General features: G+C 33.8%; 19 protein-coding genes. 9 read left to right on the forward strand and 10 right to left on the reverse strand.

Translation table 11 applies throughout. The annotated features are described in order from the left end of the window. Position 1: 1 nt before the first annotated feature. From ACKI42_RS12545 to ACKI42_RS12555, 3 genes are read right to left on the reverse strand one after another with little or no spacing between them, the layout of a single operon-like run. Positions 2-991: an acyl transferase gene (locus tag ACKI42_RS12545; protein ID WP_407405922.1), complete on the reverse strand. Its 990-nt coding sequence runs from the start codon at positions 989-991 to the stop codon at positions 2-4. Between the two features lie 58 nt (positions 992-1,049). Beyond that, on the reverse strand, positions 1,050-1,820 hold the full coding sequence (locus ACKI42_RS12550; protein ID WP_407405923.1) for a UDP-2,3-diacylglucosamine diphosphatase: 771 nt from the start codon (positions 1,818-1,820) through the stop codon (positions 1,050-1,052). A gap of 21 nt (positions 1,821-1,841) precedes the next feature. Next, positions 1,842-2,288, reverse strand: coding sequence for a 6-pyruvoyl trahydropterin synthase family protein (locus ACKI42_RS12555; RefSeq protein WP_407405924.1), 447 nt, complete (start codon positions 2,286-2,288; stop codon positions 1,842-1,844). 438 nt (positions 2,289-2,726) lie between these two features. On the opposite strand from ACKI42_RS12555, the gene ACKI42_RS12560 reads away from it, so the two are divergent. The 8 genes from ACKI42_RS12560 to ACKI42_RS12595 all read left to right on the forward strand — a co-directional run bounded on the left by ACKI42_RS12560 (position 2,727) and on the right by ACKI42_RS12595 (position 14,765). After that, on the forward strand, positions 2,727-3,344 hold the full coding sequence (locus tag ACKI42_RS12560) for a DUF5715 family protein (RefSeq protein ID WP_407405925.1): 618 nt from the start codon (positions 2,727-2,729) through the stop codon (positions 3,342-3,344). Between the two features lie 72 nt (positions 3,345-3,416). After that, positions 3,417-5,333 (forward strand): ABC-F family ATP-binding cassette domain-containing protein, encoded by a 1,917-nt coding sequence (locus tag ACKI42_RS12565; protein ID WP_407405926.1) that lies wholly within the window; start codon positions 3,417-3,419, stop codon positions 5,331-5,333. A 97-nt stretch (positions 5,334-5,430) separates the two neighbouring features. Further along, positions 5,431-5,781, forward strand: a complete 351-nt coding sequence (locus ACKI42_RS12570; RefSeq protein WP_407405927.1) for a hypothetical protein — start codon at positions 5,431-5,433, stop codon at positions 5,779-5,781. A 321-nt stretch (positions 5,782-6,102) separates the two neighbouring features. Next, complete coding sequence (locus ACKI42_RS12575) at positions 6,103-8,487, forward strand: TonB-dependent receptor (protein ID WP_407405928.1); 2,385 nt, start codon at positions 6,103-6,105, stop codon at positions 8,485-8,487. A 26-nt stretch (positions 8,488-8,513) separates the two neighbouring features. Next, entirely contained in the window at positions 8,514-9,077 is a 564-nt protein-coding gene (locus ACKI42_RS12580) for a hypothetical protein (RefSeq protein ID WP_407405929.1), read from the forward strand. A 137-nt stretch (positions 9,078-9,214) separates the two neighbouring features. Next, positions 9,215-10,549 carry a trigger factor gene (locus ACKI42_RS12585; protein ID WP_407405930.1) on the forward strand — a complete coding sequence of 445 codons (1,335 nt, stop codon included), beginning with the start codon at positions 9,215-9,217 and terminating at the stop codon, positions 10,547-10,549. A 516-nt stretch (positions 10,550-11,065) separates the two neighbouring features. After that, positions 11,066-11,752 (forward strand): hypothetical protein, encoded by a 687-nt coding sequence (locus ACKI42_RS12590; protein ID WP_407405931.1) that lies wholly within the window; start codon positions 11,066-11,068, stop codon positions 11,750-11,752. A 157-nt stretch (positions 11,753-11,909) separates the two neighbouring features. Beyond that, positions 11,910-14,765, forward strand: coding sequence for a M16 family metallopeptidase (locus ACKI42_RS12595; RefSeq protein ID WP_407405932.1), 2,856 nt, complete (start codon positions 11,910-11,912; stop codon positions 14,763-14,765). A 194-nt stretch (positions 14,766-14,959) separates the two neighbouring features. On the opposite strand, the gene ACKI42_RS12600 is transcribed toward ACKI42_RS12595, so the two are convergent. Both ACKI42_RS12600 and ACKI42_RS12605 read right to left on the reverse strand, forming a co-directional pair. Beyond that, positions 14,960-15,544, reverse strand: a complete 585-nt coding sequence (locus tag ACKI42_RS12600; RefSeq protein WP_407405933.1) for a DUF3109 family protein — start codon at positions 15,542-15,544, stop codon at positions 14,960-14,962. A gap of 10 nt (positions 15,545-15,554) precedes the next feature. After that, positions 15,555-16,460, reverse strand: coding sequence for a DUF6427 family protein (locus ACKI42_RS12605; RefSeq protein ID WP_407405934.1), 906 nt, complete (start codon positions 16,458-16,460; stop codon positions 15,555-15,557). 42 nt (positions 16,461-16,502) lie between these two features. On the opposite strand from ACKI42_RS12605, the gene ACKI42_RS12610 reads away from it, so the two are divergent. Next, complete coding sequence (locus ACKI42_RS12610) at positions 16,503-16,736, forward strand: hypothetical protein (RefSeq protein WP_407405935.1); 234 nt, start codon at positions 16,503-16,505, stop codon at positions 16,734-16,736. Between the two features lie 83 nt (positions 16,737-16,819). Here the strand turns inward: ACKI42_RS12610 and ACKI42_RS12615 are convergent, their stop codons facing one another. The 5 genes from ACKI42_RS12615 to ACKI42_RS12635 are packed head-to-tail and all read right to left on the reverse strand — an operon-like array spanning position 16,820 to position 19,889. Beyond that, positions 16,820-17,257 (reverse strand): universal stress protein, encoded by a 438-nt coding sequence (locus tag ACKI42_RS12615; RefSeq protein WP_407405936.1) that lies wholly within the window; start codon positions 17,255-17,257, stop codon positions 16,820-16,822. 52 nt (positions 17,258-17,309) lie between these two features. Next, on the reverse strand, positions 17,310-17,915 hold the full coding sequence (locus tag ACKI42_RS12620) for a fumarylacetoacetate hydrolase family protein (protein WP_407405937.1): 606 nt from the start codon (positions 17,913-17,915) through the stop codon (positions 17,310-17,312). Positions 17,916-17,961: 46 nt separating this feature from the next. Continuing rightward, entirely contained in the window at positions 17,962-18,363 is a 402-nt protein-coding gene (locus tag ACKI42_RS12625) for a DUF2007 domain-containing protein (protein ID WP_407405938.1), read from the reverse strand. 6 nt (positions 18,364-18,369) lie between these two features. Then, positions 18,370-19,134 (reverse strand): exonuclease domain-containing protein, encoded by a 765-nt coding sequence (locus tag ACKI42_RS12630; RefSeq protein WP_407405939.1) that lies wholly within the window; start codon positions 19,132-19,134, stop codon positions 18,370-18,372. 56 nt (positions 19,135-19,190) lie between these two features. Beyond that, positions 19,191-19,889 (reverse strand): CDP-alcohol phosphatidyltransferase family protein, encoded by a 699-nt coding sequence (locus ACKI42_RS12635; RefSeq protein ID WP_407405940.1) that lies wholly within the window; start codon positions 19,887-19,889, stop codon positions 19,191-19,193. Positions 19,890-19,927: the final 38 nt, after the last annotated feature.

Raw genomic sequence — 19,927 nt, forward strand, 5'->3', positions numbered from 1 at the left:
TCTAGCTTACCAACAGACTACAACCTCGAACATCAGAATGATCAATACGTCCTAAAACCTGAAATTGTTTTTTCTCTTCATCAACAATTTTACCCAAATCCTGAGTAGCAATAAAGGCGCAAGAATGTTTGTTGGCTAGATCTATGATGTTTACAGCACCCGTTTTATTTACACCTTCATAACTAAAAGGATCCTCCACATTTCTTATCAAAATACGCATCCAGTTGGGACATTGATAGATGTTTTCTCCCATAGAGTAAGCCTGCGAAAGTAACTCCGTCATCGAATATTCTGAATATATTCTTTCAGTTTTAAAACCGTTTTTCAAAATATCTAATAATTCATCTTTGGTCATTTCTTCTTTTCTTCCCTTCATTCCACCAGTTTCTATGATGGTAAGATTTTCAGAAGATTCTAGTGATAGATTATGCTCTTTTACGGTTTCCAAAAAATCCAATAGAGCGAAAGAAACCCCAAATAGAATCACTTTTTTATCCTTTAATTTTTTGAGTAGCAGATGTAATTCTTCATGATTATAAAGAAAATATCCGTTTTCTGGGCGATCAGATTTTTTCATTAGAAAATCTACCATATAAATTAATGATGAATTTTGCTTTTCCAAATAACTAGGCAAAAGTCCTAAAAAAATAAAATCTTCTGGTTTACCAATAAACTGGTGGAAGCTTTTGTAGATACTTTCTTCATAGAAATCTGCATCAGAAATATAATGCTTGGATAAGTTCATTTGTGTAGTTCCAGAGCTCTGAAAATACAAGTCAGGTTGAAAATTTTGGTCTACTACCTTATGATTTTTAAACATTTCAATCGGCAAAAAAGGTATTTTTTCAATAGAATTTATTTTGCTAGCATTTACCTTTAGATAATCTACAAACTTTCTATAGATCTCTATATTTTCATATTGATATCTAAAAGTAGCCAACGCTAGACTTTCAAAATCTTGCTCGGTTTGTATGTCGAATATATTTTTCAATTCTTTATTTTTGTGTTGAATAGAATTTTATTTGAAACATATCTTTGAGATAAAAAAATTAGTTCTCGAAAGTTTTTAGTTCAAACTCATTTTGGAAAACCCCATACGTGAAGTAAGAAATCCAATCTCCAAGATTGATGTACTTTGCGTTTTTTTCTAAATTTAATATCATGGGTAAGTGACGATGTCCATAGATAAAATAGTCTATGGAAAGTGTTTCTAGCTTCTTTTTGGAATATACAATAAGGAATTCCTTGTCTTCACCCAAAAATTCTTTGTCCTCATCACCCGATATCATTTTATTTTTTTGCGATAGATACAAGGCTAGCCTCATGGAGATATCTGGATGCAACCACTTGAAAAACCACTTGGCAATCGGATTTGTAAAAACTTTTTTCATCCTTTTATATCCCTTGTCACCTGGTCCCAAACCGTCACCATGTGCTAATAGAAACTGTTTTCCTGCAATCTCGAAAAATTGTTTTTTATAGAACACAGTGCATCCAATTTCCTCCTCTAGGTAATCCTTCATCCACAAATCGTGGTTCCCCACAAAGAAATAGATTTGTATTCCGGCATCTTTTAGCTCTGCAATTTTGCCCAATACGCGCACATACCCTTTTGGGATTACATGGCTCCACTCGTGCCAAAAATCGAATAAATCGCCCATCAAAAAAAGCACCTGAGCATCTTTTTTGATCTCGTTCATCCATCGGATAAAGCGCTCTTCGCGCACCTTACTTTCTTTGGGGCTTGGCGCACCAAAATGTTGATCTGATGCAAAATATACTTTTTTTCCGGGTTGTAGATGAATCGTCGTTTTCAGCACGCTAAATAATTAAGATAGATATTAATGATTATCTTCTGCAAACCATTCTCCATAAGAATTCTCAGTCTCATGAAGTTTTAGATAAGCCAATGAAACATCAGCCGGAAGCTTAGATTTTATTTTTGCAGCAATAGCATAAAGCATATTTTCGCAAGTGGGTTGAAAGTTGCAATAGATTACTTTTTGCCCTCTATTTTCTAGATCTTCTCCAATTTCCTTGTGTGGAGATAGGCCATTAATAAGAACAGAATGATCCCAAACATCTACAATCTCAGCATTTACAATAGACTTTATATCGCCAAAATCTAAAACCATTCCGTTTTTAGGGTTGTCCAAATCGTGTACAGGTTTACCTTTTACCGTTACAAACAGTTTGTAGGAGTGTCCGTGCATATTTTTACATTTCCCATCATAATTATACAGCACATGAGCTGTCTCGAAGGTGAAAATTTTTGTTATACGTATCATATGACAAAGGTAAGAATTTGATATGGGTTTGAAAAGAGAAACTGGATTTGAAAATTAACCCCGATTGCAATGGAAATCCTTTTTTATGGTAAAATAGTGATTTTCCATCTCTAACGTTGATAAAAAAAATTGAAATGAAAAGCGGGATCTATATTGTAAAGAATTCTTGGTATTGTTGCTATTAAAATATATATATAATAATTATTCAAAGATTAAGTAGTATTGATGGATTTTGTAAGGTAAATAGAGTTCTAGTTTATATTTACCAAAATGAGGTGTTTGGGATAAAATATATGTTTGATTGTCATAATACGCTGTTTTTTTACAATTGTTATTCTTATTTATGGGCTAAAATAACCTCTTAGCTTAATATAAATTTATACCTTTGACGACTCTAATGGATACTATACACAGGAAGTATCCGAATTTTTTAGTTTGATGAAACATTTTTTTTTTATTTTACTCCTTTTTTACTTCCAAATATGTGTCAGCCAAAAAACTAAGAGCACTCTTCCTTGCTACGATCTGAATGAAGTAATGAAGGTAAATGCTTCATCTCTTTATCAGCCGCACCTTGATGCTTCTAAAAGTTTTGGTATCAAATTGCTGAAAAGTTCAGGTAATGTCACCAAATACATCAACAATGGAAAGTTTCAAAAAATAAAAAAATCGGGTAAAGGATTTCATGTGCAAAAGCTAGAATATAGCCGTGCTTATATGGTAGCTAAAGCAAAAACTACTTTAGAAAGTATAGGAGCCAAATTTAGCAAAGATAATAAAGGGAGTACTTTTACAGTTTCTTCGATTACAAGAACTTTGGAAGACCAATGCCGCCTTAGAAAGGTAAACTCTAATGCATCTTTAGGCATTAGCTCTCACAACTATGGTAACTCATTTGATATTTCTTATGTAAGATTTAATAGTACTTTCAAGAATAATCCGAAGCTAGAAACTGCTCTAGAGAAAGTACTCAAACATTATGTAGCTTTGGGGCGTATATACTACATCAAAGAAAAGCAGCAAAAATGCTTTCATATCACCGTTAGGAATTATTAATTTTAAAGTCCTTTATTTTCCTTATTTTTGCACCCTAAAAAAGTCTAATAATAATTCTTAATATTTCATTTAATGCTTTCGGTTCAAGGTTTAGGTTTACATCATTCGGGAAACTATTTGTTTCAAAACGTCAATTTCACCATAAAAAAAGATGACAAGGTAGGTTTGGTAGGTAAAAATGGAGCGGGGAAATCCACTTTATTAAAAATGCTATCCAAAGAAATCACTTTTTATGAAGGTGTAGTAGTTCCAGAAGGTAATATTACTATTGGTTTTCTAAAACAAGATCTAGATTTTGTGAAAGGAAGAACGGTTTGGGACGAGACCATGCAGGCTTTCGAGCAAATAAACGCTTGGAAAAATGAACTAGAGGAAGTAAACCACCAATTAGCCACAAGAACCGACTACGAAAGTGATGCTTATAGCGATATTATTAGCAGAATGACGGATCTCAATGATATCTTGATGCACCATGACGCCTACAATCTTGAAGGGGATATAGAAAAAGTATTGTTCGGATTGGGTTTCAAGGCAGATGATTTCCAAAAAATTACAGATGAGTTTTCTGGAGGTTGGAGAATGAGAATAGAATTGGCTAAATTGCTTCTTCAAAAAAATGATCTAATGCTACTGGATGAGCCTACCAACCACTTGGATATGGAATCTATCATCTGGTTAGAAAATTTCCTGAAAGATTATCCTGGTGCTATTGTTTTGGTAAGTCACGATAAACAATTTATGACCGCAGTTTGTAACCGTACTTTTGATGTAAACAATAGAAAAGTAGACGATTATAAAGCCAACTATACCAAATATCTTGTCATGCGTGAGGAACGCAGAGAAAAACTGATACAAGCGAAGAAAAATCAGGATTCTGAGATTAAGCAAATGGAAGACAATATTAATAAGTTCCGTGCAAGTGCTACCAAAGCCTCTTTTGCGCAATCGCTTATTAAAAGATTAGACAAAATAGAGCGTATAGAAGTAGATAATGAAGATGTATCTAAGTTCAATATTCGTTTTGTACAATCTGTAGTTCCTGGTAAAGTCATCTTTGAGGCTGTAAATCTTGGTAAGGCCTATGGTAAAAAACAGATCTTCGATGAGGTAGACTTTATTGTACAAAGAGGAGATAGAATTGCTTTGTTGGGACAAAACGGACAAGGTAAAACTACTTTGGCAAAAATACTTTCTGGAGAAATAAAAGATTATACGGGAACTTGGAACTTAGGACACAATGTAAACATTGGATATTTTGCACAAAACCAAGAAGAAGTACTTACACCAAATAAAACCGTATTAGAAGAAGCAGAAGATTCTGCTACCGAAGAAACAAGACCAAGAGTAAGAGATTTACTAGGATCTTTCTTATTCCAAGGGGAAGCGGTAAACAAAAAGACCAAAGTGCTTTCTGGAGGAGAAAGAAACCGTTTGGCATTATGCAAATTATTGCTTCGTCCATTCAATACCCTGATTATGGATGAGCCTACCAATCACTTGGATATTCAATCTAAAGAGATTATCAAGTTGGCGCTACAAAGATTTGAAGGTACACTGATTGTAATTTCTCACGATAGAGAATTTTTACAAGGATTGTGTGACAAAATCTATGAGTTCCGCGATGGGAGGATGAAAGAATTCTTAGGAAGTGTGAATGAGTATCTTGCATACAGACAAAAAGAATCGATAAGAGAAATCTCTGCCGAGAAAGCAAAACTACACGATGAGGAACTAAAAGTAGAAATAAAACCTACTCCAAAAGTACAGCCACAGACTATTATAATTAGCAAAGAGCAAAAAAGCATTCAGAATAAACTCAGAAAAGTAGAAGAGAAAATTTCTGAGCTAGAAACCCACATTGAAAAAATGGAAGCTTCTTTTACAACTGAAAATCCTTCTGAAGAAACATTAGTAAAATACAATGCAACCAAAGAAGAACTAGATGTTGCTCTACAAGAGTGGGAGTATCTAGGCACGCAACTAGATTAATTTTTTAAATTAAATAACATAACATCGGCTTATTAATGATTATTAATCTTAATAAGCCGTTTTTTTTATTTAAAATTCTTACTTTTGGCGAATGAATATGAAGAAGAATAAATATTTTAAAACGTACCTATCCAGGATTTTGCTTGGAGTGTACTTTTTTGCTTTGTTCTTTTCTAGTTTTCATAGTCACAGTTCTTCGGATGTATTTGCAGGATTTCATCTGAAAAAATCTGAAAATAACATTTCCGAAAACAAAACACTAGAAAAGGGCGGCGATTGTTTGGCTTGTCATTTTCATGCGACAGGCAATACCCTTGTACCTGAAGAATTTGTGTTCTTATGTGAAAATTATACGCACGATGTTGCACAGATTTTCACCGTTCAGGAGTTTATTTGGTCTCAAACCAAATTTACCTTTCAACTTCGGGGTCCACCAAGTTTTTCTTAATTTATCTATTCTTAAAAATTCTCTTTTCTACGAAAAGTGTTTCGTTGTACCCTCTGTTTAAAGAGTACAGATGGACTTATCGTAGCTTACAATAGAATTTTACTTACAACTTAATCAGACAATCTTATTCGTTTTTTTTATCTTTTTCATTGATAGATGTACTAAACCGATTTTCGAGAACCTTCTTTTATGATTTTTATCTTAGAATTCATTTTCTATTTTAAAATTTTTAATTGTTGAGGTTTTGCGATGAGGTTATAATTTTATTTAAATAAGATTTAAAATAAACGAAGCATGTCTTAAAATTTACATTCAAAAAAAATGAAATTTAAATATAGCTTTTTGCTTATCCTGTTTGGATTTGCAATCACCTTTGCGCAGAAAACATTTACCATACAGGGTACTGTACAAGATTTTCATGATAAATCATTTTTAGAAAATGCCGTAGTAAAGCTTGGTGGATATTCTGCCAAAACAGATAAAAGCGGACATTTTTCTATTCGTAAAGTGCCATTTGGCAATTATACACTTATTGCGAAACATCCAGATTGTGATGATTATACTGAAAATATTGCCATCACGCAGGATATTAATTTGTCTATTACTTTAGAACATCACGAAGGTTCTATAGAAACTATTACTTTGCATAGCAATCACAAAACAAAAGGTTCTGTGATTATGCAAACGCTCTCTCAGTCGGATATAGAAAGAAACTCTTCCGAGAATTTGGGTAATCTACTGTCTAGGTTATCTGGAGTTACCGCTTTGAAAACAGGAAATAATATATCAAAACCTGTGATACATGGTTTGTATGGGAGTAGGATTTCTATTCTTAATAATGGGGTGAAAATGGCAGAACAAGAATGGGGTGTGGAGCATGCTCCGAATGTTGATGTCAATGATTTCGAACATATAGATGTCATCAAAGGTGCTTCAGCATTGAAGTACGGAAATGATGGAGTAGGCGGTGTCGTAATCATGGAGCCAATGGCGATTCCCAAAAAAGATACGATAATGGGAAATGTAAAACTCTCTGCAATATCTAATGGAAGAGGTGGCGAACTTTCGGCTAATATTCTGAAATCGTGGGAGCAAGATTGGTATGTGAAAACGGGTGGAAGCTACAAGAAATTGGGAGATTTGTATGTGCCTCATCACACGCTTCAAAACACTGGTGCAGAAGTAAATTCTTTCAATTTTTCTTTTGGGAAACATAGTTTTATGCAAGGTTTTGATGTTTCTTACAGTGGCATCAATCAGGAATTTGGGATCTATAGAGGTGCGCATTTAGCGAGCCCGGAAGATTTTTATAATGCCATTAATTTCGGACAATCGTATTATCTAAATCAGTTTTCTTATGATATAGACAATCCAAAACAAAACGTAGCGCATCATATTGCCAAGATTTCTGCTTACAAACGATTTGCAAATTTCGGGAAGTTGACTTTTCAGTATAGTTATCAGCAAAATCGTAGAAAAGAATATGACATCCGAAGAGGAGAACTGAATGATTTGGCGTCTATGGATCTAAGATTAATCACGCATTCTGCAAGTTTGGTACATTTGGTAGAACGCTCAAACTGGAGTTTAGAAAGTGGAATTTCAGGTGCGTTTCAGGATAATTTTCCCAATCCTGCAACCAAAGCGAGAAGACTAATCCCTGATTATTATAAATATGATGCAGGAATTTTTTCGGTATTCAAATATAAATTTAATGCTAAACTTAATGCGGAAGTAGCAGCGAGATACGATTTTAGCAGATATGATGCTTACAAATATTATGATTCTGATAAATGGGAAGACCAATATGCATCTACTTTTCCGAGCTTTTTTGTAAATGAATCTGGAAGTAGAACGCTTACAAGACCTATTTTAGATTATCATAATTTCTCAGCCAATTTGGGGTTTAACTATAGACCTATGCAAAATTTAGATTTTAAATTAAATATTTCTAGAGCGGATAGAACTCCCAATCCTGCAGAACTTTTTTCAGATGGATTGCATCATTCTGCGGCGATTATGGAAGAAGGAAATTTAAACATCAAAAAAGAAACGATATATAATTTTAATCTTGCTGTGGCTGGAAACTTCGATATTTTGAAAGGTCTTCATGTAGAATTGAATCCTTATTTAATGATTTCGAACAATTTCGTTAATCAAGTTCCTACAAGTGTAGTGAGCACCAATAGAGGTGTTTTCCCAGTTTGGACGTATCAGCAAATTAAGTCTAGAATGTATGGTTTGGATGCAGATGCTGAGCTTTCTATTTTGGATCATTTAAAATGGAAGTCTGGATTTAGCATTTTGAGAGGAGATGATTTGTCTAACGATGAATCATTGATTTTGATGATGCCTACAAAGCTTAGAAACTCGATAGAATTGAATCTTGATAAACCTTCTCATTTTTATGTTACTATAGAAAACGAAAACGTGTTTAAGCAAAACAGATTTCCGATAAGAGATTTGCCTGTAACTTTTATTAAGGATGGGGTGGAAACGAGCGAGACAGTAGATTTCAGTTCTACGCCAGCTGCGTACACTTTGTTTAATGCATCAATGGGTGTTGATATTTTCAAGAATATGAATATCAATTTTAGAATCAATAATATTTTTAACACAGAGTATCGTGAATATCTGAATAGATTGAGATACTATATGTACGAGCCTGGAAGGAACTTCGTACTTACTTTGAAATATAATTTTTAACAACAACTTTTTTAAATTTTATTAAAATGAAAAAATTCATCAATATATCACTCGTATTTTTATTTTCAATCATTTGTTTATCTTGTAGAAATGATAACGACAGCATTCCTGAAGATGTGCATGAGCACGACGAAATAGGTAAAATAGTATTGAAACTGACTAATAAAAATGATGCTACAGATGTACAAACGGTAAATGTAATTTCTGGAAAAACAGATAACCACTTGCATGTGCATGCAGGAGATATTTATCTTGCAGAATTGGATTTCCAAATAAAGCATGACGATCATTATCACTCGTCACATGAGATAGAAGAGGAAAAAGACCATCATTTCATTACCTATTCTCCTGCCAATGCAAATATCATCGTGATGAGAGCAGCTAATGACTTGGTGAGAACAGACGGACAAAAGTTGGGTCTGAAAACAGAATGGACTATCAATTCTGCCCAATCTACAGGAAAAATGAACATTAAGCTGGTTCATGGTGCTACTTCAGTAAACCAGAATTATCCATCTGCTACAAACCAGCTAGGACAAACCAATGGCGGAGAAACAGATGTAGATATTACCCTTGAAGTGCACGAGTAGTTGAGTACTTTATATAAAATTGAACAAATGGCATCTTTTATAGGATGTCTTTTTTATTTAAATCTTAATATAATGTACAGAAAAAGTGATTTTAAGAAAAAAAACATTATTTTTGCAACCTAAAATTTTAATCAATAATGAAGGTTACCGCAAAAAACCATGATGATGTAAGTTCATTACTTACAGTAACATTGGAGAAATCTGACTACAAAGAAAAAGTAGAAAAGCAATTGATTAATTATGCTAAAAATGCACAAGTTCCTGGTTTTAGAAAAGGGAAAGTGCCTTTGAGTATGGTTAGAAAGCAATATGAAGCAGGAATTGCATTCGAAGAAATCAACAAACAAGTTTCTGATGCTTTGAATACCTATATCAACGAAAACAAATTGAGACTAGTAGGTCAACCAGTACCTCAGCCTGTAAATGATTTCAATCATAACGCAGATCAGCTTGAAGTTTCTTTTGAAGTAGGATACGAACCAGAATTTACTATAGATTTATCCAAATATGAAGCGCTACACTACAAAGTAGAAGCGTCTGACAAAGAAATTACAAAGAGCATTGAAAACATGCAAAAGCGTTTCGCTGAGCAAGTTCCTCAAGATAAGATCAACAAAGATTCTTACATTGCTTTAGAAATTTCTCAGGTAGTAGAAGAAGGCGCTGAAGGTGAGCACAACCATGCTCCAAAACAAGCAAGCATCTCTGCTGAAAACAAAGAAGCTTTTAAATTGGTAAAAGCATTGAAAATGGACGAGTCTGTAAAGGTTTCTAAAGAAACTCTTGCAGGTGACGAAGCATTAGCTAAAGCTTTAGGTTTCTCTACTGAAGAAGTAGAACACCTACACCACTCTGAAGTAGAAGTTAAAGTAAAAGATTTTTATGCTTTGAACTTAGCAGAACTTAATCAAGAATTATTCGATAAAGTATACGGTGCAGATAACATCAAAACTGAAGAAGAACTAAAAGCTAAAGTGAAAACTGAGCTAGATGAGTACTTCCAACAGAATGCAGATGTACATTTTGTAAATAAAATCTTAGAGCAAATTACTGAAAAAGAAGAAGTAAAACTTCCAGAAGAATTTTTAGTAAAATGGTTGGTATTCTCTAACGATACAGTACAAACTGAGGAGCAAGCTAAACTAATTCTTGAAAACGAGAAAAACCAATTGAAATTCCAAATCATCGAAGGTAAATTGATGACGGAGAACGAAGTGAAGTTAGACTACGCTGACGTTTTAGCTCAAGCTGAATTGATGGTAAGAAACCAATTGGCTATCTATGGTATTCACCACTTAGGTGATGAAGAAATCCAGAAATACGCAGTTGAGATGTTGAAAGATCAAGATCAAGTAAGACAAATCTCTTCTGAAGTAGGTATGGCTAAATTGAAAGATGTAATTCTTGAAAAAGCGACTAAAAAAGAAACTGTGATCTCTCACGACGAATTTTTAGAAGAATTGAAGAAGTAATTTTCTTTCTTATACATAAACAAAACCCACCCATTCGGTGGGTTTTGTTGTTTTTGGTATTAAGTTTTTTTGTAAAGAGTAGAGATTTTTGCTTTAAGTAATCTCAATCCTTTCAAAATTAATTGTAACTATTTTTTTAATTTTTATTCTTAAAATATTGGTACTAATTGCAGGATTCTTTTAAATTTTCAGCTTAAATTTATTTAAAATTAAATATCTTTTTGCTTTTGTTATTTAGGCTTAAAATATTCATGCGCATGAATCTCATATTTCATGCGCATGAATTGTCAAACTCATGCGCATGAATTGCGGAACTCATGCGCATGAGTTTTTTAATTATTACAATATAAATTTTCTTTCATTTCATTAGGTGATGAAAACTACTTATTATAAAAGGTTTGGACGTGCCTGCCTTATCTAGGATATTATCTCCTTATTTTTTTTAAAATATCATATAAAATCTCTTATTTCAGAATCAATCTATATTCTTATATTTACCTTCTAAAATTTAAACATATGAAAAAGATCATCATACCTTTCCTTTGCGTTACGCTTTTCTCTACAGCAGTATCTGCACAAAAAAAAGCTACAACAAAGTTAGAATCTGCAAAACCTGCAGTAGCAGAGGTAAACTCTAAAACTATATTGGATAATTATCTTACTGCTTTGGGAGGAAAAGCCAAATTGGAAGCTGTAAAATCTATCATTACAGAAGAGCAAATAAGCGTACAAGGAATGGATATTATCTCAGTCACTAAAAAGATGGGCAACAAATTCAAGTCTGTGCAGACAGTAATGGGGCAAAAGGTAACCACTGTATTTGATGGAAATAAAGGATATATGGACCAAATGGGGACAAAAACAGATTTTCCACAAGATAAGATAGAAGAACTAAAGAAAGCAAAAACGATTGATGCATTGGGATTTGGTGACACTACTTATACCAATTCAGTAGAGAAAATAGATAACAAAAATTATAATGTTTTGACGTCAGATAGAGGGAAACTGTATTTTGATACAGCTACTGGGCTCTTGTACAAAACAAATATAGGTGGGGTAAATATGACCATCAAATCTTACAAAGAGGTAGATGGATTGAAGTTTCCTGAGCAAATGGAAGCAGAAGGCAATGGACAAAATATTGTAGTGAAAACAAGTAAAATCACCGTCAACAGTGGGGTTTCTGAGGCAGATTTTCAATAATACAACCCGATACACAGAATAGGAAAACTAGGGCTTGCTCTAGTTTTTTTTGGTAGATATTAAAATTTAACTCAATTTTAACTAAAAATAATTATCTGATATGAGGATAAATTGTGAATAATGTATAATTTTAGTGCACAAAATTTATATATTATTTATGAAAAGAATTTTATTATCATTAGGCGTTGTCTTCATGGCCTCAGCTAATGGCTTTGCACAAACCATTCCCGTAGATGCTTCGGTACGAACAGGTACACTCCCTAACGGCATGAAGTATTATATCAAAAAAAATACAATGCCAGAAAAAAAAGTAGACTTCCGTTTAGCCATCAATGCAGGTTCTATCCTTGAAGACGAAAACCAAAGAGGTCTTGCTCACTTTATGGAGCACATGAACTTCAATGGTACCAAAAATTTCCCAGACAACAAATTGGTAGATTTTCTACAATCTATTGGAGTAAAATTCGGTCAGCACCTTAATGCCTATACAAGTTTTGATGAAACCGTGTATATGTTGCCTGTACCTTTGGACAAACCTGGTAATCTAGATTCTGGGCTTAAAGTGATGGAAGATTGGGCTTTCAATGCTACTCTTACCGACGAACAAATAAATAAAGAAAGAGGCGTAGTGCTAGAAGAATTGAGGCTTGGCTTGGGAGCGGACAAAAGAATGTCTGATAAATATTTGCCCAAACTATTATACAAATCTCAGTATGCTGAAAGATTGCCTATTGGTACCAAAGAAGTTTTAGAAAACTTCAAACCCGATGTGGTAAGACAGTTTCATAAAGATTGGTACAGACCAGATCTTATGGCATTGGTAGTAGTGGGAGACATCAATGTAGATGAGGTGGAACAAAAGATTAAAACCAATTTTAGCAAATACAAAAATCCGACAAAACCTAGAGATAGAAAAACTTACGATTTGCCAAATCATGCTGAAACGCTGGTAGCAATTGAAACAGATCCGGATGCGACAAACTCTATGGTGCAGTTTATCATGAAGGATAAAGATTCTTATAAGCCCGACGTAACCGTAGAGCAATACAACCAAAGTATAATAGAATCTTTAGCTTCTACAATGCTTAATAATAGATTGAGAGAATTGGTGAATTCTAATAATCCTCCATTTACATTCGGATCTGTATATCATGGTGGAACGTATGCAAGAACCAAAGAAGCTTTTCAAGGTTTTGCTATGACGAAAGATGGAGAACAAATAAATGCACTAAAGGTTTTATTAGAAGAGACTGAAAGAGCGAAGCGTTTTGGGTTTACACAAGGTGAATTGGATAGAGCAAAGTCTCAATTATTATCTAATCTAGAGCGCTCTTACAACAACCGCGACAAAACAGAAAGTGATAGATTAGTAGACGAATATGTAAGAAACTTCCTAGAACAAGAACCTATTCCAGGTATCGCTTGGGAATATGAAGACACCAAGAAGTTTTTACCTAAAATAACCTTGTCACAAACTAATGAGGTCATCAAAAATATGGTGAAAGATGATAGTAGAGTAATTGTTATTACGGGTCCGAAAAAGGATAATATCACAATGCCTACAGAAGCAATGGTATTGAAAACCTTTGATAATGTAAAGATGGCAGATCTAAAACCTTATCAGGAAAAAGAAACAGTGAAGAATTTGGTAAAACCATTCAAGTCTGAAGGGAAAATTACGAAAACTGATACTGATGCAAAATTAGGAACTACTACTTATACATTGAGCAATGGTGTAAAAGTGACGTTCAAGAAAACAGACTTCAAAGATGATGAAATTGTTTTCACAGCTAGAAGTTTGGGAGGAAGCTCTTTATTAAACGATACCGACTACAACAAGACTCAATTTGCTTTCAATGCGCTTACTGAAGCGGGTATAAATGGTTTGTCTAAATCTGACCTTACCAATTATTTAGCAGGGAAACAAGTAAGTGTAAATCCATTTATTTCTACTTATGTGGATGGTATTTCTGGACGTTCTTCTCAGAAAGATCTCGGGACAGCGATGGAATTGGTGTATGCTTACTTTACTGGTCTTAATTATAGCCCAGAAGCCTTTAATGCGTTCAAGATGAAGCAATCTGCAATGACGGATAATATGCTTTCTAATCCTCAGACGTATTTCAGTAACGAGCATGCTAAATTTTTAAACAAAAACAATCCTAGATTTATTAGCATTATCCCATCTGAAAAAGAATGGGCGAATACAGATTACAAAAAAGCATATGATGTATATAAAGAGAAATTTGCCAATGCTGGAAACTTCGAATTCTATTTTGTAGGAAATATTCCTGATGAGCAATTCAAAACTCAGGTATTGCAATATTTGGCAAGTTTACCATCTACAGGAAAAACTACTAAATATAGAGATACAGGATACAGAAATGTTACAGGAGATTTCACCAGAACGTACAAAAAAGGAAAAGATCCTAAGAGTATGGTTCAGATTGCATTCTCGGGAGAAGCACCATACAATGAAAAAGAAGCTTTGGCATTATCTGCCTTAGGAGAAGTAGCAACCATCAAAGTTATAGAAAAACTTCGTGAAGACGAAAGTGGTATCTATGGTGGTGGAGCTAGAGGAAGCATGAACAAAATGCCTTATAGCACCTACAACTTTACCGTAAGTTTCCCTTGTGGACCAGAAAATGCTGATAAATTGACGAAAAGTGCTTTGGCAGAAATTCAGAAATTGGTAGATAACGGACCAGACCAAAAAGATCTAGATAAATTCAAGGAAGGAGAGCTGAATGACGATAAAACGAATATGAAAGACAATAATTATTGGATCAACTATTTGACTAAAAACCAATATGATGGTTCTGATAAGTATCAAATTTTAGATTATCAAAATAAAGTGAAGGCACTTACCGTAAAAGATCTGCAAGATGTTGCCAAAAAATATCTTACCAAAAACAGAATTGTGGCTACTTTAATGCCAGAGGATGGTTGGGAAAACACTCCTAAAAAGTCAGAAACTACGAAAATGACAACCACTACGGTTGTGAAATAATGGGTAATAGCCTTTTACTAAAACTAAAACCACCACTGAAATGCCTGTGGTGGTTTTTATTTATTTCGTTAAATGAGAATTTTAAAGTGAAAAGTAAAAATTCTAAAGTTTAATATGTAATTCAGCTTAGAAAGCTAGAAAGTTAAAACGCTAAAACCCTCCAAGCCTAAAACCTTTCCAACCCTCCCACTCACTTATCCTTCATTTTCCTTTTTCCATTCGTCAGCTACGAGTGTAAGAGTATTGTAGAAATCTTCTCCGTATTTTCTGGTAAGAGGGGTTTTCAAGAATTTGTAAACGGGTACTTTCAGTTCTTTACCCATGGTACAAGCATCATTGCAAATAGGCCATTCATGATAGTTTAGCGCAGTGAATGATGAATATTCTGTAACACGAATAGGGTAGAGGTGGCAAGAAATAGGCTTTTGCCAATCTACAGCGCCATCTTCATAGGCTTTTTCAATACCGCATTTGGTTATTCCCCTATCATCAAAGGTTACATAAGCACATTCTGCATCTTCTATCATGGGCGTTACATACATACCATCCATTGGATCGGTAGTCCAAGTGCCTTGTTCGTCCAAAGCTTTTATACCATCTTCTGTAAGATAAGGCTTTATTTTGTCATAAATATTATCTAAAATCACCAACTCGTCTTTGTCTAATGGTGCACCTACATCTCCTTCTACACAACATGCACCCTTACATTTGCTTAGGTTGCACACAAATTCTTCAGAAAAAATATCTTCAGAAATTAATTTATCGTCTATTTGAATCATAATCTTTTTTTTAAAACAACATAAAATGGTTCCCTGCTTTATAAATCACTAAGCATATTATAATAAGCCAGAAAAAACATTCTTGCATCCAATATTTAGGTAAAAACCTGAGCATTCTGCTGAGTATAATGGTAACTGGGAATGCCAAAAGCAACAAATACTCATAGGTTGTATTCATATATAGTATAATGGTAACCAATTGTGCCAACGTGAAAACCAATAGAAAAGTATATTTATATCTACTAACAGGGCTTTTTTTATTATAATTATTAAAATGATCTATCACCGAATAAATGAGCATTAAGGCAATCGGTATCAACGGAAATAGTGGTGTATAATCATCTTTTACACGGATGTTTCCGAAGGGTAAATAATCTGGATCCCAAGAATTAAAATTCAAGTAAAACATAATAGAAAAATAGCTAATCGCCACGAGCAACATCCCAAGTAGAAATCTGAAAATATTCAGGCCTATGCGCTCAGAAGTCACGATGAGGTGGATCAGTACAAATACAATAAGCGGCCATGTAGTGGGCAAAAATATAAAATTGAGTGCCAATATAGAACCTACCAAAACATAAGATTTCTTGCGAAGATCATCGTCTGTACTTGTGAGTAAGAGCAATAGAAAAGAGTTGGTAAGTAAAGCTACCGCGATACCTATATCTAGTTTTCCGGGAAATAAACCAAATATAAAAAAGGAATATAAGAATAATGGCAAATGTCGTTGATAATTAAGTGCTATTGCATTAAAACAAAAATATCCCAAGGCAACTCCCAGAAATGTAATTCCAGTGATAATTGCCTCATAAGTACTGAAATTCAGTATATTGAAAATAATTACTATAAAAAGAAGAAAACATATATACACAGGTATTGAAAATATATTGCTTTCTTTTGAAAGTAATCTAAACATTTTTTATAAATTTGTACAAAGTTAATTTAAAAAAGGAAAATAATGACGTCTTTCTTTCTATTCTTAAGTGATGTTTTCACATGGGCTTTCGGTTTTTACGATGCCTTTGGAAATTTATTGAATTGGATTTTGTTTGCAGTTTGCTGTGCATTGTTCACATATTGGTGCTATGTCTTGGTGGTGACACTTGGAGGAGACAAAGACAAAGCCTATTTTTCTCCAACTGAGGGTAAACACCCTTATTATGACCCAAAAATCTACAAAAAAGAAGGTTAAATAATTGGTATTATAATAAAAAGACCGATCAATGTTTTATATTTGATCGGTCTTTTTTTTATGAATATTGAATCAATTTTATTTTAGTCGTGTATTGGTAATACCAAAACAGGGATAGGAGAACTTTTGGTAATTCCTTTGGTAAGGCTACCTACAAAGGCATCATATATTCCGCTTCTTCCATGGGATCCCATCACGATAAAATCTGCATTTTTAGTTTTTGCATGCTCCAGAATTAATTCTTTAGCAATCCCTTGTTTCATTATATGCTCGCAATCTATCCTTTCAGATAAGATTCTTTGGTTAATTTTATTTAAGAGTATGAGCTCTTCACGTATTCCGTTTTCCTCAATTTCAGGGAAATATTGATATCCCATGTCGCCCAAAGTAAATCCTAAGTCTGTAGGAGCAATATGAATCAGACTTATTTTTCCTTGTACTTGTTTTGCAAATGCGATAGCACCTGCCACTAGTTGCTCTGTTTTTTCTCCAAAATCTATTGGTAATACAATATTTATCATGGCTTCAAAATTTATATACTAAAGATAGTAAAAAATAACTAGAGTAAATATCTTATAAAATTCTTAGATCTAACACCTTTTGGTTTTCCAGGTAACCTTCCAAGATATCGTTTTCAGAAACCTTACCAACACCCTTTGGAGTTCCTGTAAAAATAATATCTCCTTTTTTCAATGTAAAATATTGGGATACAAATGCTATGATATCGTCCACGGAAAATAACATATCTTTGGTGTTTCCTTGCTGTACCGCTTTTTTGTTTTTTTCTAAAGTAAATTCTAAAGCCGACAAGTTATAGGATTCTTTATTGAAAAACTCGCTTACTACCGCAGAACCATCAAAACCTTTCGCGAGTTCCCAGGGTAAGCCTTTAGATTTCAAGGCGGCTTGCAGATCTCTCGCAGTGAAGTCTATCCCCAACCCAATTTCTTCATAATATTTGTGTGCAGATTCTTTTTGGATGTATTTTCCAGGTTTCGATATTTTCACTACAACTTCTAGTTCATAATGTATATCATTAGAAAATTCTGGCAAATAAAAATCGTTGCCTTTTAATAATGCCGTATCAGGCTTCATGAAAATTACAGGCTGCTCTGGTATTGCATTTCCCAATTCTTTCGCGTGTTCGCTATAATTTCTTCCTATGCAGATTATCTTCATCGAAGGTTGGTTTTAGTTTGTTTAATAATAATTTAAAATAGAAATGCTATTCATGATCAAACACATTATCGCAATAGTAACAAACAAATTGATGGCTCTTTAGCAAAGAAGCTCCGAAAAAACTTGTCGCTTTATTATTTCTATATATATGGTTGGAACCACATTTCGGACAAACAAAGTTAAATTCTGGCTTTTCCAAAGTGTGCTCTACCTCCAAAGATACAGATTCATTGTCGTGATAATCATTCAAAATGGCTTGTGCTTTTTCCAAGTCATTCTCAAAAACTTGAAGTTGTATGCCGCCTAATGCCTGAGAAAGCAACCAATCTGATTGTATAGTTTGCTCGTTGGCAATAAAGCTTTGGATATCATTTTCTGCCAAGATTTGCTTATCTCTATTTGCTTCTAGCGCGTTTTCGTAAAACTTGAATTTAACTAAGTTGTTCATTTTTATTTAAAATTTGCTCGAAAGCTGGATTTTTGTAAATACCTTTTTGGTATACAATGGGAAATCGGCATTCTGAAGCCATCCGTAGTAGCCCAAGTCCTTCTTGAAGACTTCTTTTACTTCTTGTCCTTTATATTTCCCGAAATTAAATACGGCAACATCGTTGGCATTGATCCCAATAAAACCTGCTAAATCTGCATTTTTATTATGGAAAGTAAATTCGCTCAATGCATTAATATCTTTCGGTATATCGTCATATTTTCCAACTTGCGCGTCCAAAACTTCAAAAGTTGCCATCACATCAGCTTCTGCGGAGTGAGCGTTTTCTATTGTTTTACCACAATAAAATTGGTAAGCTGCACCAAGATTTCTAGGTTCTTTCTTGTGGTAAATAGTTTGTGCATCTACCAATTTGAATCTCGTAAGATCAAAATCTAATCCAGCTCTCAATAATTCTTCAGCCAATAATGGAACATCAAAACGGTTAGAATTAAAACCTCCCAAATCAGCTCCAGTTATCATTTCTACTACTTTAGAAGCAATTTCTTTGAAGGTTGGTGCATCTTTTATGTCTTCATCGTAAATTCCGTGGATCTCGCTTGCTTGTAATGGGATTGGCATTTCCGGATTCACTCTCCAAGTTTTGCTTTCTCTAGATGCATCAGGATTTACTTTTAGGATGCAGATTTCTACAATTCTGTCTTTACCTACATTGATACCTGTTGTTTCAAGATCAAAAATACAAAGCGGTTTATAGAGTTTTAAATTCATTTTTTTAAGTAAAATAAAGGTTGATCGTTTCTTGATTTGTTTAAAAATCAAAAAAATTATTTAAGTTGTTTTTGAAATATTATAGAGATAATCATATAATAGATAATGACCAAAGGAATCCCCATCGTTTTGAAAATCAAAAGAAGGATAATTGCCCCGACAAGTAAAGCTATTTTTGGATAATTGTCTTCCAATTTCATGGATTTGAACTTCATGGCAATCATTTTTATCGGACTGATCAAAAGCCATGAACAAATTGCAGTAAGAATAAGCAAATAAGTGTGGTTTTCAAATAAAAAGCTAAAGCTATGGTTTTCTTTAAAGGCATAATACATCCCGAATAATAATATGGTATTGGAAGGAGTGTTCAACCCTTTGAAATAGTATTTTTGCTCTTCATCTAGATTGAAAATTGCTAATCTTAGACAAGAAAAAAGCGTAACTACAAATCCTAAATAATAATACCAAGGGATGTTTTCAAAATGATTTTCTGTAAGCGCCACAAACATCGTAAGACCCGGAATAAATCCAAAACTCACCATATCAGCAAGAGAATCTAGTTGAACTCCCAGATTGGAATTGGATTTTAGGGCTCGTGCAATGAAACCATCGAAAAAGTCTAAAACCAAGGATACGATTATGCATATCGCAGTGGTTTGGTAATCGCCCAAAATAAGATGTACCGCACCAATACAGCCAGAAAACAAATTTCCAAGTGTAATGGCATTCGCAAGATTGTTTTTAATGAAATTCATAAAAGCAAAATTACTGTTTTTATAATTTTTAACCTTAA

Source organism: Chryseobacterium sp., assembly GCF_045629545.1.
Lineage (GTDB): Bacteria > Bacteroidota > Bacteroidia > Flavobacteriales > Weeksellaceae > Chryseobacterium.

What these genes read in the sequence shown, in the direction of transcription:
- ACKI42_RS12560 (WP_407405925.1), top strand. Translation starts at nt 2,727, where the DNA reads ATGAAACATTTTTTTTTTATTTTACTCCTTTTTTACTTCCAAATATGT.
- ACKI42_RS12605 (WP_407405934.1), bottom strand. Translation starts at nt 16,460, where the DNA reads ATGTTTAGATTACTTTCAAAAGAAAGCAATATATTTTCAATACCTGTG.
- ACKI42_RS12575 (WP_407405928.1), top strand. Translation starts at nt 6,103, where the DNA reads ATGAAATTTAAATATAGCTTTTTGCTTATCCTGTTTGGATTTGCAATC.
- ACKI42_RS12590 (WP_407405931.1), top strand. Translation starts at nt 11,066, where the DNA reads ATGAAAAAGATCATCATACCTTTCCTTTGCGTTACGCTTTTCTCTACA.
- ACKI42_RS12615 (WP_407405936.1), bottom strand. Translation starts at nt 17,257, where the DNA reads ATGATAAATATTGTATTACCAATAGATTTTGGAGAAAAAACAGAGCAA.
- ACKI42_RS12565 (WP_407405926.1), top strand. Translation starts at nt 3,417, where the DNA reads ATGCTTTCGGTTCAAGGTTTAGGTTTACATCATTCGGGAAACTATTTG.
- ACKI42_RS12570 (WP_407405927.1), top strand. Translation starts at nt 5,431, where the DNA reads ATGAAGAAGAATAAATATTTTAAAACGTACCTATCCAGGATTTTGCTT.
- ACKI42_RS12555 (WP_407405924.1), bottom strand. Translation starts at nt 2,288, where the DNA reads ATGATACGTATAACAAAAATTTTCACCTTCGAGACAGCTCATGTGCTG.
- ACKI42_RS12620 (WP_407405937.1), bottom strand. Translation starts at nt 17,915, where the DNA reads ATGAAGATAATCTGCATAGGAAGAAATTATAGCGAACACGCGAAAGAA.
- ACKI42_RS12625 (WP_407405938.1), bottom strand. Translation starts at nt 18,363, where the DNA reads ATGAACAACTTAGTTAAATTCAAGTTTTACGAAAACGCGCTAGAAGCA.
- ACKI42_RS12630 (WP_407405939.1), bottom strand. Translation starts at nt 19,134, where the DNA reads ATGAATTTAAAACTCTATAAACCGCTTTGTATTTTTGATCTTGAAACA.
- ACKI42_RS12585 (WP_407405930.1), top strand. Translation starts at nt 9,215, where the DNA reads ATGAAGGTTACCGCAAAAAACCATGATGATGTAAGTTCATTACTTACA.
- ACKI42_RS12595 (WP_407405932.1), top strand. Translation starts at nt 11,910, where the DNA reads ATGAAAAGAATTTTATTATCATTAGGCGTTGTCTTCATGGCCTCAGCT.
- ACKI42_RS12610 (WP_407405935.1), top strand. Translation starts at nt 16,503, where the DNA reads ATGACGTCTTTCTTTCTATTCTTAAGTGATGTTTTCACATGGGCTTTC.
- ACKI42_RS12635 (WP_407405940.1), bottom strand. Translation starts at nt 19,889, where the DNA reads ATGAATTTCATTAAAAACAATCTTGCGAATGCCATTACACTTGGAAAT.
- ACKI42_RS12600 (WP_407405933.1), bottom strand. Translation starts at nt 15,544, where the DNA reads ATGATTCAAATAGACGATAAATTAATTTCTGAAGATATTTTTTCTGAA.
- ACKI42_RS12580 (WP_407405929.1), top strand. Translation starts at nt 8,514, where the DNA reads ATGAAAAAATTCATCAATATATCACTCGTATTTTTATTTTCAATCATT.